The sequence below is a fragment of the Methylobacterium sp. J-078 genome, assembly GCF_022829285.1.
GTDB lineage: Bacteria > Pseudomonadota > Alphaproteobacteria > Rhizobiales > Beijerinckiaceae > Methylobacterium.
The window spans coordinates 187,083-199,483 of record NZ_JAKSYI010000132.1 but is presented as its reverse complement, the minus strand read 5'-3'; the positions used below and the strand labels follow the sequence as shown (position 1 = coordinate 199,483).

The following is a 12,401-nucleotide window of genomic DNA, read 5'->3' as shown; positions in this document are numbered from 1 at the left end:
GGTTCAGGCCTCCAGGCGCGCGCGCTCGGCCGGCTCCGCCGCGTCCGAGCCCGGCATGAAGGCATCGAAGGCCGCCCAGAAATCCTGCCGGATCGCGTCCCGTTCGGACAGGATCTCGTGGCGCGCGTCCGGCAGCACGAGGATGTGCCCCGCCCGAAGGCCGCGGGCGAAGCGCTCGGTGGTGCGGGTGCCGCAGACGGGGTCGGCCCCCGCCGCCACGATCAGGGTCGGCACCATGATCCGCCCCGGCACGCGCGGATCTGCGAGGCGCCGCATCGCCCGGAAGGCGCCCGCGAGCCAGGCGATGCTGGGATCGCCGACGGCCCCGGCCCCGACGTCCCGGGCGGCGGCCGCGTTGCGGGCGTAGCGCTCCGGATCCCGGCAGAGGCGGTTGTTCGGATAGGGCTTCGTGGCGATCGAGACGGCGGAGCCGAGGGGGATGTAGCGCCGCCCCCAGCCGATCGCGTGCAGGATGCCGGCGAGGAGCGCCGCGCCGGCGGGCCAGCGCACCATCCGGATCGACAGCATCGGCGCCACGGTGACGATGCGGCGGAAGGGGAGCCAGCCGTCGAGGCCCCCGGTGAGCGCCACGGCGCCGCCCATGGAATGGGCGAGGCAGAGATGCGGATGCGGCATCAGGGGGCGCAGGATCGCCTCCTCGATCGCCTTCAGGTCCCGCCGGTAATCGTCGAAATGGGCGACGTGGCCGCGGTGCGGATCGTCGACCTGGCGCTGCGACTCGCCCTGGCCGCGCCAGTCGAAGGCCACCACGGCAAAGCCGCGCGCCCGCAGGTCGGCGATCGTCTCGTAGTACTTCTCGATGAACTCGGCCCGGCCCTGGAGCAGGCAGACGGTGCCCTTCACGAGCCGCGTGGTCGGGCGCCAATGGGCAGCCCGCAGCTCGATCCCGTCGTCGGTGCGCACCGCCTTCAGGGCGCCGCCGGGGGGCACGGGATTGTCGGGCGTCGAGCGCAGGGTCAGCATCGGGGAAGTCTCGCACAGAGTAGGAAACCGAAAATTTTGGCCTCGCGGCGCGTCCAGGCTCTTGCGAGGCCCAAAGGGTACGCCGATATCACGGGAGCACCGGCCAATACGGCGGTGCGACTGGTCCGGCCCCCGGGCGGACCCGAAACCAGCATGTTGCTTCTTATGGAGAATGTGTGATGCGTCAGTTCGACCTTGCTCCCCTGTATCGCTCCACCGTCGGCTTCGACCGCCTGTTTTCGGCCCTCGACCAGTTCGTGAGCGCCGACGCGGCCCCGACCTACCCGCCCTACAACATCGAGCGCACCGGCGAGAACGCCTACCGGATCACGGTGGCGGTGGCCGGCTTCACGGACTCCGATCTTGCGATCGAGGTCAAGGAGAATGCGCTGACGCTGAAGGGCGAGCGCAAGTCCGACGCCGACAAGCCGGCGGAATTCCTGCACCAGGGCATCGCGGCCCGCGCCTTCGAGCGTCGGTTCCAGCTCGCCGACTACGTCCAGGTGACGGGTGCCACCCTCGAGAACGGCCTCCTGCACATCGATCTCGTCCGCGAGATTCCGGAGGCGAAGAAGCCGCGCCAGATTCAGATCGCCTCGGGCCGCGCCACCGCCGCCCCGGTGATCGAGGGCTCGGTTCAGCAGGCTGCGTGACGCCGTGCAACATTTCACGCCGTAACCCGATAGCGTGACGCTTACGAGCGCCCCGGTCGACCGACCGGGGCGTTTTCGCGTGTTCAGAAATCGTCGAGCCAGTTGCGGCTCGGCTCCTTGCAGCGATAGCCGACGAAGCAGCGCGGCGTGTCGCGGGCCGGGACGAAGGCCGGGACCGTGATCTCGGTGACCTCGCAGAAGCTGCGGTCGCGCACGAAGCGGTCATAGGTCTGGCCGCCGGTGCCGAGCACGAGACCACCGCTGCGGTCAACGAGCGCTTTGGCCTGTCCGCACGACATCTCCGGCGTGGCGGGGCGTTGGGCCAGCGCGGGGCCGGCCTGGATCGCGAGAGCGAGGGCGAGAAGGGGCGGGCGCATGGCACGGTCACTCCGGCAGCCTGAGGGCGGCCTGCGCCGACAACGCGGGCCGGGGTCCGGGCGATCCCCGGGGCCCCGCCGACCCCGGTGAACCTACAGATCTCCGAAGATCAGTTGCCCCTGCGGACTGGGCGGCCGGGCCGCATTCGTCCGCTTGACGGCCGACTTCGCGGATTTCGACGCACGGCGTGGGGCCGGCGGGCGCTTTGCCACCGGGTCCGAGCGCATCCGGGCCTTGGCCCGGTCGCGGGCCACCGCCTCGGGAGCATGGGGATCGTCGTCGAGCCACTTGCCGTGCTTGATCACCTCGTTGACCCGACCCTGGTTCACCCCGACCTTGAAGGCGATCTCCTGCTGCGTCATGCCGGTGGCGGCGTGCAGGTCCAGGATGGCGCGGGCCAGATCCGGCGTCATCTTCTGGCCGGTGAGGCGGCGGGCTGGCTTGATCGTGCGGGTCGCCCGGTCGCGCGCGCGCAGGCGCTCCAGCAGGGCGAGCGCCATGTGCATGCCGTGCTCGCGCAGGGAGTCCTCGAATTCCTTCAGCGTCGCCATCCTCGGAATCCTCGTCGCCACGGTAGTCCCGTAAAAGTCCGGACCCGCGACTGTTTCATCAACGCCACCGAACCGCCCGGGTTGCGCATCGTTCATCAGGGTTGAGCCGGGGCGCGGGGCGTGACAACCGGCGAATGCCGTCATCCACCGGTATTCGCGCGCCTGTTCGCGACGAAGACTGGACGCGATCTCCGCACGGAGGGCGGACGACCCCGCGACGGGCGGTTGGCCACCGGCGCGCGCTTCGGCTAAACCGCCGGTCCCGCCGCGGTTTTTGCGAGGAGCCCCGCCCGATGATCAGCCCGATCGTTTCCGTCCCGCGCACAGGTCCGGCGCCCGGCACGCCCGCCCTGGTGGACGCCCTGGAGGACGGTGCGGTCCTGATGTTCCCGGACCTCGACTTCCCCTTGAGCGCCTTCGAGCAGCGCTTCGTCGAGCGGCCCTTCGCGGACGGCAAGGCCAAGAACGTCAACATCCGGGGCGCCGCATCCACCCTGCGGGGGGCGGCGGGCACGCCGGAGGAGCAGGAGGCCCTGCGCCAGGTGCTGATCCGCTACCGGGGCTTCGCCGAGGCGCTGGTCGCCGATCACCTGCCAGCCTACGCCGGCAAGGTCACCTTCGCCGGCACCTCCTACCGGCCCTTCGACGTCGATCGGCGCAAGATGAGCTGGCGGCGCGACGATACCCGCCTGCACGTGGACGCGTTCCCGTCGAACCCGATCGGCGAGAAGCGCATCCTGCGCATCTTCCGCAACATCAACCCGGACGGACAGCCGCGTCACTGGCGGGTCGGCGAGGACTTTTCCACGATGGCGGAGAAGTTCCTGCCGCGCCTGCCCGGCTATTCGCCGCTCTCGGCGCGGATTCTGGCTGCCCTCAAGATCACCAAGGCCCGGCGCTCGGAATACGACCACCTGATGCTGCACCTGCACGACGCCCTGAAGCAGGACATGATTTACCAGGAGACGGCGCCCCAGGCCGACGTGCTCTTCGCCCCCGGCCAGACCTGGGTGACCTTCTCGGACCTCGTCATGCACGGCGCCATGGGCGGCCGCTACATGCTGGAACAGACCGCCTACCTCCCGGTGGCCGACCAGGCCCGCCCCGAGCGCAGCCCGCAGCGCCTCCTCGCCAAGGCGCTCGGCCGGCCCTTACGCTGACTTCCACGACCTCACACGGAGAGCCCCCGATGATCCTCGAAATCGCCCAGATCGACGTGAAGCCCGGCATGGAAGCCACCTTCGAGGCCGGCATCGCCGAGGCCTCGGCGATCTTCAAGGCGGCCAAGGGCTGCCGCAGCTTCGCCGTGCGGCGCTCCGTCGAGAAGCCGCAGCGCTACCGCCTCCTCATCGAGTGGGAGACCCTGGAGAACCACACCGTAGACTTCACGGGCTCGCAGGCCTGGAAGGATTACCGCGCGATGGTCTCGCCCTGCTTCGAGGCGCCCCCCAGCGTTGAGCACACGGAACTGACCCTGCAGGCCTTCTGAGACGGCGGGCAAGACGGACCGGGGGTCCCCGGCGTCGGGCGGCTCCGGTCGCGCGGCCTCAGGGGCCGGATCCTCGCACCAGCATCTTGAGCCGATCGTCGAGCCGCTTGACACGCACCCGGATGCCGCGCTCGGCGCAGGCGTTAAGGGTCTCGCCGGCGAAGAAGCCGAAGCGCTCGGCCCGCGCGCGGCATTCCAGCACCGGCGGCAGGGCGACGACGAGCCCGCTCGGCACCACCAGCACCACGAGGTTGACGAACAGGGACGTCTTCCAGCCGAGGCTGATGCCACGGCCCGACGCCGCCCCGTCATCCGCCCGCGCGGCGGCGAACATGCGGGTGGCGAACCCCTCCGGCGCCGCCTGAGAGCGGCGCCCCTCCACTTGAGAGCGGCGCCATGCCGCCTCCGCCCCGGGAGGAGGGCGGTCCCGGTCCGGGCTCGGAGCATGGGGCGGCAGGCAGGGCGCGGCTTCGAAAGACGCGGCTTCGAGGAATTTGACGTCAACGGCGTTTGACGGGCGTCTCATGGCTCTCTCGGATGGTTCGTGCGAGGGCGCCGAACGTGTCAGACCAAAGCCGTTTGATCCCTTCCGGCGATCCCCGTGGGATCGCGTTCGGGATGGCGGATCTGGGCTTCGCTCAAGCGCTGCGCAGGCTTGCCGATACGTCATCCGCTTTGACCAAGCGGATGACGTATCAGCGGATCCCGTTGGCGATGGTTCGGAGTTGATCGTCGAGGGAGAGGGCCCGCCCGGCGAGGTCGCGCCGGGCACAGGCGCTGCCCCGCAGCATCTCGGGTATCCAGGAAGCCTGCATCCAGTCGCTCCGGAACCAAGAGGCCTGCGCGCCCCCGCGGCAATCGGACATCAGGGCCGTGCCAAGCAGGAAGGCCATGGGCCCGAACATCAGCACCAGCTTCAGGAGCCCGAACAGGCCGAGGCCGCCCCGGCGGGCGCGGCGCGGCGGGTCGCTGCGCGCGGGCCGGGCCGGCCGAGGCGGGGCGGGGGCGTCGTCGTGGAGCGGGGTGTCGGCACCGAACTGGTCCCGATAGTAGGCTTCGAGCTTGCTGGGCTTCATTCCGGGCACCCACGGCATGGAATCGACGGCACGGAATCGGACTGCCATCGAGGCTCCGATCCTCGCCGGACCCGGTAAAGGTGCGCCGAACGTCCGCCCGTTTGCCAGGACGCCGGCACCACAACCTCGAGATGTGGTTTCGAAAATCCTCCCGCGACCCGACCGTTTTGACGGAGGCCGGTGACAGCGCCGCGCGGACTGCGTACCTAGGAAGTCAGGTTCCACCCAGCGTCCGAGCGATCCTCGCCCATGATCCAACGCCCCCTCCGCATCGGCACGCGCGGCAGCCCGATGGCGCTCGCCCAGACCGGGATGGTCCGCGACCAGATTGTCGCGGCCAATCCGGGGCTCGAGACCGAGATCGTGGTGGTCAACACGGTGGCGGACCGCATCCTCGACCGCCCCCTGTCGGAGATCGGCGGCAAGGGCCTGTTCACCAAGGAGTTGGAGCAGGCCCTCTACGCCGACGTGGTCGACGTCGCGGTCCACTCCATGAAGGATGTCGAGACCTGGCTTCCGGACGGGCTCGTCATCGCCTGCATCCTGGAGCGGGACGACCCGCGCGACGCCTTCCTGTCGCCGCGCGCGGCGGGCTTTTCCGACCTGCCGGCGGGTGCCCGGGTGGGCACCTCGTCCCTGCGCCGTGCCGCCCAGGTGCTGATGCGCCGCCCCGACCTGCGGATCGTGCCCCTACGGGGCAACGCCAACACCCGGATGCGCAAGCTGGAGGAGGGGACCTGCGACGCGACCCTGCTGGCGCTGTGCGGCCTTCAGCGTCTCGGCATGGCCGACATGGCCCGCAGCGTGCTCGCCGTGGAGGAGATGCTGCCGGCGGTGGCGCAGGGCGCGCTCGGCATCGAGTGCCGCGAGGCGGACGCGGCGGTGCGCGCGCTCCTCGAGCCCCTGGTCTCGGCGCGCGCCACGGCGGAACTCGCCGCGGAGCGGGGCCTGCTCGCCGAACTCGACGGCTCCTGCCGCACGCCCATCGCCGCCCTGGCGCGGATCAGCGGCGACACCCTCGATCTCGACGGCCTGCTGTTCCTGCCCGACGGCAGCGCCCATTGGGCGGCGCGGCGCTCCGGTGCGGTCTCGGACGCGGCCCGGATCGGCCGGGAGGCCGGCGCCGAACTCAAGCGGGCGGCGGGCGACACCTACGCGCGGCACCTCCAGTAGGGCAGGTCCCCTAGGCCAGGGGGCGATCGGTCGAGCTGCGAGCGGAACGGCGGGCTCAGCCCACGGCGCGCAGGGCGAGCGGCTCCTGCGGCTCCAGCCGCCCCTGCATCAACGCGCCGGCGAGGTCGATCACGTCCTGGATCCGGAAGGGCTTGCTGAGGAAGACGCTTCCCGGCACAGCGCGCCGGTCGCTGCGCCCTCCCGTGGAGGTATAGATCACCGGCTGGCCGGGATTGAGGATGCGGTAGGCCTCCGCCACGGTCCAGCCGTCGATGAGGCCCGGCAGGTTGATGTCGGTGATCAGGAGCGCCAGATCGGGACCGCGCGGATGGGACCCGGCCTGCCGGATCGTCGCCATTGCCGCCTCGCCGCTGGACACCGAGACGACGCCGATGCCGCGCCGCTCGCACAGGCCCGTGAGCATGTCGAGCAGCAGGTAATTGTCTTCCACGATGAGCACTTGACGCTGTCGCATCGGTCGCACCAACTCTTTGCAGCGACGAATTAGTCCGATATTCGTTAAGCACGGATCAACGGGCGCCGTGTTTCCGCCCTCGCGCGCGCATCGGTTAAAGCGCACGGAAACGACAACGCCATTGGACGACGCCATGCCGACCCCGTCGCCAGTCCCTTCGCCTGTCCCTGCGCCGCAGCCGGAGGCCGGCGCCCGGCGGCCCGTCTACGATCCCGGAACCCTCGCCGAGCTCGAAGGCATCTTCGGGCAGGCGCGCCTGCTGGACCTGCTTGCGCGCCTGAAGGCCGAGATCGCGCAGCGGCTGCAGGCCGGCGTGGCCGAGCGCGTCGCCCTGGGCCACGACGCCCACACCCTCCTCTCCGTGAGCGGGTCCCTCGGCTTCTTCGACCTCTCGCAGCGCTGCTCGGAGATGGAGCAGGCCTGCCTGCGCGGGGCCGACCTCGACGCCCCCCTGGACGCCGCCCGCGGCGCCGCGGCCCGCGCCGTCGCGGCGATCGACGCCATCGCCGGAACCGCGCCGGCCGCGACCCCGTCCTGAGACACGGGCCACCGATCTGTTGCCGCAGCGCAACAGCTTGACGGTAATCGACGCCGCGGCGCGACCGGACGCGGGACCGCCGCAATCGCGGCCGATGAGCGCCGAGCCGGGCGCTGCGGCGCGGGTTCCGCGGGATGCCGATCTTGCGAAGCTTGCCTTGCGAAACCTGGATCTTGCGAAACCTGGCCCGGGCGGAGTCGAGGCGCGTCATGGCTAACGGAACCTTCGCTTAACCGAGTCCGACTAAGTACCGGTCCCGACGAGCCCCCCTGGGGCATGCGGCGACGAAGCCGGCCTTCACCCTCGCTCCGGCCGGCGGGATCTGCCCGAGGAGAACAGGATCATGTCCATGACTGCGCGCTTGCGCGTGTTTCCGCTGGCGGCCGCCCTGTGCGCGGCCCTCAGCGTCGCCGCCTGCACCAACGACAAGGATCTGGCCGACGCCTCCGGCTTCGGCGGGGGCGCCAACACCCCCGGCAGCGCCCAGGACTTCGTGGTGAACATCGGCGACCGCGTGTTCTTCGAGTCCGATTCCACCGACCTGACCCCCACCGCCACCGCCACCCTCGACAAACAGGCGAACTGGCTGCAGCGCTACCCGCGCTACACCTTCCTGGTCGAGGGCCACGCCGACGAGCGCGGCACCCGCGAGTACAACTTCTCGCTCGGCGAGCGCCGAGCCCAGTCCGTGAAGGACTATCTGGCCTCGCGCGGCATCGCGAACGGCCGCATCCGCACCGTCTCGTACGGCAAGGAGCGCCCGGTGGCGGTCTGCAACGACATCTCGTGCTGGTCGCAGAACCGCCGCGCCGTCACCGTCCTCGATCGCGGCGGCGCCGGCTCGTAGGCCGGTCGCAAGCGGTCAGGCCCGACTTTTGCCCCGGACGGGTGCCACTGCTATCCGGCACCCTTCCGCCAACCGATCATCGGTGACGATTGTCATGCTCCGCCGCCTCCTCCTCGCCACCGCCCTGTGCGCGGCCAGCCTCGTCCCGGGGGGTTTCTCCGGCGCCCGCGCGCAGGACGCGTCCGACTTCGTGGTGCGCCTGAACCGGCTGGAGAACCAGTCGCGCCAGACCGCCGGGCAGATCGAGACGCTGCAGCACGAGAACCGGCAGTTGAAAGAGCAGCTGCGCAAGTTCCAGGAGGACGTCGAGTTCCGCCTGCAGGAGGCCAAGGGCGGACGCTCGGGCGCGCCGGCGGCCAGTCCGTCAGGCACGAACCCGGGCGCGGCCAAGCCCCAGAAGCGCAGCGACGCCTTCGACCCCGACCAGAACCCCGGCCGCCCCGGCGCGCCGATGCAGCTCGGCACCACGACGCCGTCCTCCGCCGTGGCCGAGGCACCGCGCGCGCACAGCGTGCCCCCCACCGTGGTGGAGGCCGACGACGAGGAGCCGGGCCTGACCCCGCCGGGGCTCGGCGGCCCCGTCGACCTCTCGCCCCCCGCCCGGGTGCCGACCACCGGCGCGCTGCCGAACCCGGCCCGCGCGCCCAGCGTCGCCGCCACGGGCTCGGGCGACGCGCGCGCCGATTACGAGGCGGCCTACGCCTACATCCTCCAGCGCCAGTACGAGCAGGCGGAGATGGGCCTGCGCCAGTTCATCCAGTCGCACCCGCGCGACGCCCTGGTGCCCTCCGCCACCTACTGGCTCGGCGAGAGCTACCTGCAGCGCAACCGCAACCGCGAGGCGGCCGAGCAATTCCTGAAGGTCTCCACCGACTACGCCCGCTCGGCCCAGGCGCCCGACGCCATGCTGAAGCTCGGCGCCTCCCTGAACGCGCTCGGCGCCCGCGAGCAGGCCTGCGCGACGCTCGCCGAACTCGAGCGCAAGTTCCCCTCCGCCAGCACATCCGTCCGCCAGGGCGTCGCGCGCGAGCAGAAGCGCGCGCGCTGCGCCGCCTGAGCCCGCAAGATCTGCTCCCGAGCGACACCGCCCTCGCGGCGGCGCTCCGGCCCTACCTCGCGGGCCGCGCGGCACCGGTGCTGCTCGCGGTCTCGGGGGGGCCCGACTCGACGGCCCTGCTGGCCGCCTGCGCGGCTACCCGCGCCGAGGCGCCCGTCCACGCGGCGACCGTCGACCATGGCCTGCGCCCCGATTCCGCCGCGGAGGCCCGCGCCGTGGCCGCTCTGTGCGGCGAACTCGGCGTTCCCCATCAGACCCTCGCCTGGACCGGGCCGAAACCCGCTCACGGCCTCCAGGCCGCCGCTCGCGCCGCGCGCTACGACCTTCTGGCGCGCCACGCCGCCACGATCGGCGCGGACCTCCTGCTCACCGGCCACACCCGCGACGACCAGGCCGAGACCGTTCTGATGCGGCTCCTCGCCGGGAGCGGACCGGCGGGCCTCGCCGGCATGCGGCGTGAGCGCGCGCTGGGCCCCTTGCGCCTCGCGCGGCCCTTCCTGGATATCCCGAAGACCGACCTCGTCGCCTATTGCGCGGCGCGCGGCCTCGCCTTCGCCCGCGATCCCACGAACCACGACGCGCGCTTCGCCCGCGCCCGCCTGCGCGCGCTGTTGCCGGCGCTGGCCGGGGAGGGGCTCTCACCCGAGCGCCTGTGCCGGCTGGCCGCGCGCTGCGCCCGCGACGCGGCGGCCCTGGAGCAAGGCGCCGGGGACGTCCTCGCGGCGGCCTGCCAGGAGGCCCCCGACGGGAGCCGCCTGGTCCTCGACGGGGAACGCCTGCGCGGCCTGCCCGAGGCCGTGCTGCTGCGGGTGGTCGGCCTCGGGCTCGCCCGCCTGGACCCGGACGGGCCCGAGCGCCTGGAGCGCCTGGAGCGCCTCGTCCTCGAAGGCGTCCTGCCGGCGCTCCGGACAGGGCGGCCCTTGCGCCGGACCCTGCGGGCGGTGCTGGTTGAGGTGACGCGGGAAGGCGACCTCGCCTTGTCCCCGGCGCCCCCCCGCAGGGGAGAGCGGACGCGCGGGCCCTGAGCCGCGTGCGTCGTCACGGCCCGGCGGGTGCGCGCTCCGACTTTCGCACTCGACTTGGCAAGGGGGGGCGCGCTGCCTACATTGACGCCGAGCACCCGGATCGACCCGCCCCATTTCGCGCGGCGGGCCCAGGCGCCTCCAGGGATTGATCGATGAACCCGAATTTCCGCAACTTCGCCTTGTGGGTCGTCATCTTCCTGCTCGTGCTCGCCCTCGTGACCCTGTTCCAGAACCCGGGTCATCGCGGTGGCGGCTCCGAGATCGCCTACAGCCAGCTTCTGAACGATGCCGATTCCGGCAAGATCCAGACGGTGGTGATCTCCGGGCAGGACGTCAGCGGCACCTATGTGGGCGGCGGCAACTTTACCTCCTACGCCCCCAACGATCCGAGCCTCGTGTCGAAGCTCCAGAGCAAGGGCGTGCAGATCACCGCGCGTCCGCCCTCGGACAACACGCCGTGGTTCATCCAGCTGCTCGTCAGCTGGCTGCCGATCCTCGTGTTCATCGGCGCCTGGATCTTCCTGTCCCGCCAGATGCAGTCGGGGGCAGGCCGTGCCATGGGCTTCGGCAAGTCTAAGGCCAAGCTCCTCACCGAGGCCTCCGGCCGCGTGAGCTTCGACGACGTCGCCGGCGTCGAGGAAGCCAAGGAGGACCTCCAGGAGATCGTGGAATTCCTCCGCGACCCGCAGAAGTTCCAGCGCCTGGGCGGGCGCATCCCGCGCGGCGTGCTCCTCGTCGGCCCCCCCGGCACGGGTAAGACCCTCATCGCCCGGGCGGTCGCGGGCGAGGCTAACGTGCCGTTCTTCACGATCTCCGGTTCGGACTTCGTCGAGATGTTCGTCGGCGTCGGCGCGTCGCGTGTCCGCGACATGTTCGAGCAGGCCAAGAAGAACGCGCCCTGCATCATCTTCATCGACGAGATCGACGCGGTCGGCCGCCATCGCGGCGCCGGTTTGGGCGGCGGCAACGACGAGCGCGAGCAGACCCTGAACCAGCTCCTCGTGGAGATGGACGGGTTCGAGGCCAACGAGGGCGTGATCATCATCGCGGCCACCAACCGTCCCGACGTGCTCGACCCCGCCCTGCTGCGTCCGGGCCGCTTCGACCGCCAGATCATGGTGCCGAACCCCGACGTCGTCGGCCGCGAGCGCATCCTGCGCGTCCACGTCCGCAAGGTGCCCCTGGCGCCGGACGTCGACCTCAAGGTGATCGCGCGCGGCACCCCGGGCTTCTCGGGCGCCGACCTGATGAACCTCGTCAACGAGTCGGCCCTGCTAGCGGCCCGTCGCGGCAAGCGCATCGTCACGATGCACGAGTTCGAGGACGCCAAGGACAAGGTGATGATGGGTGCCGAGCGGCGCACCCTGGTCATGACCGAGGACGAGAAGCGCCTCACCGCCTACCACGAGGGCGGTCACGCCATCGTCGCCTTCAACGTGCCGGCCACCGATCCCGTCCACAAGGCGACGATCATCCCGCGCGGCCGGGCGCTGGGCATGGTCATGCAGCTGCCCGAGCGCGACAAGCTCTCGATGTCCTTCGAGCAGATGACCTCGCGCCTCGCCATCATGATGGGCGGCCGCATCGCCGAGGAGATGACCTTCGGCGCCGACAAGGTGACCTCGGGCGCCCAGTCCGACATCGAGCAGGCCACGCGTCTCGCCCGCATGATGGTGACCCGCTGGGGCTTCTCGCCCGAGCTCGGCACCGTGGCCTACGGCGAGAACAACGACGAGGTCTTCCTCGGCATGTCCATGGGCCGTCAGCAGACGGTCTCGGAGGCCACCGCCCAGAAGATCGACGCGGAGGTTCGCCGCCTCGTCGAGACCGGGCTCGAGGAAGCCCGGCGCATCCTCGGCGAGCACAAGGACGATCTCGAGGCGCTGGCTCAGGGCCTCTTGGAATACGAGACCCTGTCGGGCGACGAGATCAAGAACCTCATCGCCGGCAAGCCTCCGATCCGCGATTCCGGGGACGGCCCCACCACCCTGCGGGGCTCCTCGGTGCCCTCCGCCGGCCGTGGCCGCCCCCGCGGCAGCGACGGCCTGGAGCCCCAGCCGCAAGCCTGACGACCAGTCAGGTCCCTGGCCGATCAGGTGCCACCCGCTCACCCGACGTCACGAGCCCGCCGCCGGCGGGCTCGTTCGTATCAAGG

General features: G+C 71.3%; 15 protein-coding genes. 9 read left to right on the top strand and 6 right to left on the bottom strand.

The window, feature by feature from the left end; genetic code table 11:
• Positions 1-3: 3 nt before the first annotated feature.
• Positions 4-984: an alpha/beta fold hydrolase gene (locus tag MKK58_RS23585; protein WP_243915398.1), complete on the bottom strand. Its 981-nt coding sequence runs from the start codon at positions 982-984 to the stop codon at positions 4-6.
• A 179-nt stretch (positions 985-1,163) separates the two neighbouring features.
• Between MKK58_RS23585 and MKK58_RS23580 the strand changes: the two genes are divergently transcribed.
• Positions 1,164-1,637 (top strand): Hsp20 family protein, encoded by a 474-nt coding sequence (locus tag MKK58_RS23580; RefSeq protein WP_243915397.1) that lies wholly within the window; start codon positions 1,164-1,166, stop codon positions 1,635-1,637.
• A gap of 83 nt (positions 1,638-1,720) precedes the next feature.
• On the opposite strand, the gene MKK58_RS23575 is transcribed toward MKK58_RS23580, so the two are convergent.
• Both MKK58_RS23575 and MKK58_RS23570 read right to left on the bottom strand, forming a co-directional pair.
• Complete coding sequence (locus MKK58_RS23575; protein WP_243915396.1) at positions 1,721-2,014, bottom strand: hypothetical protein; 294 nt, start codon at positions 2,012-2,014, stop codon at positions 1,721-1,723.
• A gap of 93 nt (positions 2,015-2,107) precedes the next feature.
• Positions 2,108-2,566, bottom strand: a complete 459-nt coding sequence (locus MKK58_RS23570; protein ID WP_243915395.1) for an RNA polymerase subunit sigma-70 — start codon at positions 2,564-2,566, stop codon at positions 2,108-2,110.
• Between the two features lie 293 nt (positions 2,567-2,859).
• Here MKK58_RS23570 and MKK58_RS23565 point away from each other — a divergent pair, with 293 nt between their 5' ends.
• The gene (locus tag MKK58_RS23565) at positions 2,860-3,726 is read left to right on the top strand and encodes a Kdo hydroxylase family protein (RefSeq protein WP_243915394.1); all 867 of its coding nucleotides are present in this window, start codon (positions 2,860-2,862) and stop codon (positions 3,724-3,726) included.
• A 29-nt stretch (positions 3,727-3,755) separates the two neighbouring features.
• On the top strand, positions 3,756-4,055 hold the full coding sequence (locus MKK58_RS23560) for an antibiotic biosynthesis monooxygenase family protein (protein ID WP_238278627.1): 300 nt from the start codon (positions 3,756-3,758) through the stop codon (positions 4,053-4,055).
• A gap of 58 nt (positions 4,056-4,113) precedes the next feature.
• Here the strand turns inward: MKK58_RS23560 and MKK58_RS23555 are convergent, their stop codons facing one another.
• Entirely contained in the window at positions 4,114-4,581 is a 468-nt protein-coding gene (locus MKK58_RS23555) for a hypothetical protein (protein WP_243915393.1), read from the bottom strand.
• A 169-nt stretch (positions 4,582-4,750) separates the two neighbouring features.
• The gene (locus MKK58_RS23550) at positions 4,751-5,131 is read right to left on the bottom strand and encodes a hypothetical protein (RefSeq protein WP_243915392.1); all 381 of its coding nucleotides are present in this window, start codon (positions 5,129-5,131) and stop codon (positions 4,751-4,753) included.
• Between the two features lie 249 nt (positions 5,132-5,380).
• Between MKK58_RS23550 and hemC the strand changes: the two genes are divergently transcribed.
• Complete coding sequence (hemC, locus tag MKK58_RS23545; RefSeq protein WP_243915391.1) at positions 5,381-6,304, top strand: hydroxymethylbilane synthase; 924 nt, start codon at positions 5,381-5,383, stop codon at positions 6,302-6,304.
• Positions 6,305-6,359: 55 nt separating this feature from the next.
• Here hemC and MKK58_RS23540 read toward each other — a convergent pair whose 3' ends face one another.
• On the bottom strand, positions 6,360-6,779 hold the full coding sequence (locus MKK58_RS23540; RefSeq protein WP_243915390.1) for a response regulator: 420 nt from the start codon (positions 6,777-6,779) through the stop codon (positions 6,360-6,362).
• A 133-nt stretch (positions 6,780-6,912) separates the two neighbouring features.
• Between MKK58_RS23540 and MKK58_RS23535 the strand changes: the two genes are divergently transcribed.
• The 5 genes from MKK58_RS23535 (at position 6,913) to ftsH (ending at position 12,315) form a co-directional block, all read left to right on the top strand.
• On the top strand, positions 6,913-7,317 hold the full coding sequence (locus MKK58_RS23535) for an Hpt domain-containing protein (protein WP_243915389.1): 405 nt from the start codon (positions 6,913-6,915) through the stop codon (positions 7,315-7,317).
• A gap of 343 nt (positions 7,318-7,660) precedes the next feature.
• Positions 7,661-8,164, top strand: a complete 504-nt coding sequence (pal, locus tag MKK58_RS23530) for a peptidoglycan-associated lipoprotein Pal (RefSeq protein WP_243915388.1) — start codon at positions 7,661-7,663, stop codon at positions 8,162-8,164.
• Positions 8,165-8,258: 94 nt separating this feature from the next.
• Positions 8,259-9,221 (top strand): tol-pal system protein YbgF, encoded by a 963-nt coding sequence (gene ybgF / locus MKK58_RS23525; RefSeq protein WP_243915387.1) that lies wholly within the window; start codon positions 8,259-8,261, stop codon positions 9,219-9,221.
• A gap of 77 nt (positions 9,222-9,298) precedes the next feature.
• Positions 9,299-10,246 carry a tRNA lysidine(34) synthetase TilS gene (tilS, locus tag MKK58_RS23520; RefSeq protein ID WP_243915386.1) on the top strand — a complete coding sequence of 316 codons (948 nt, stop codon included), beginning with the start codon at positions 9,299-9,301 and terminating at the stop codon, positions 10,244-10,246.
• A gap of 152 nt (positions 10,247-10,398) precedes the next feature.
• Positions 10,399-12,315 (top strand): ATP-dependent zinc metalloprotease FtsH, encoded by a 1,917-nt coding sequence (gene ftsH / locus MKK58_RS23515; RefSeq protein WP_056350029.1) that lies wholly within the window; start codon positions 10,399-10,401, stop codon positions 12,313-12,315.
• The last annotated feature ends 86 nt before the right edge of the window (positions 12,316-12,401 follow it).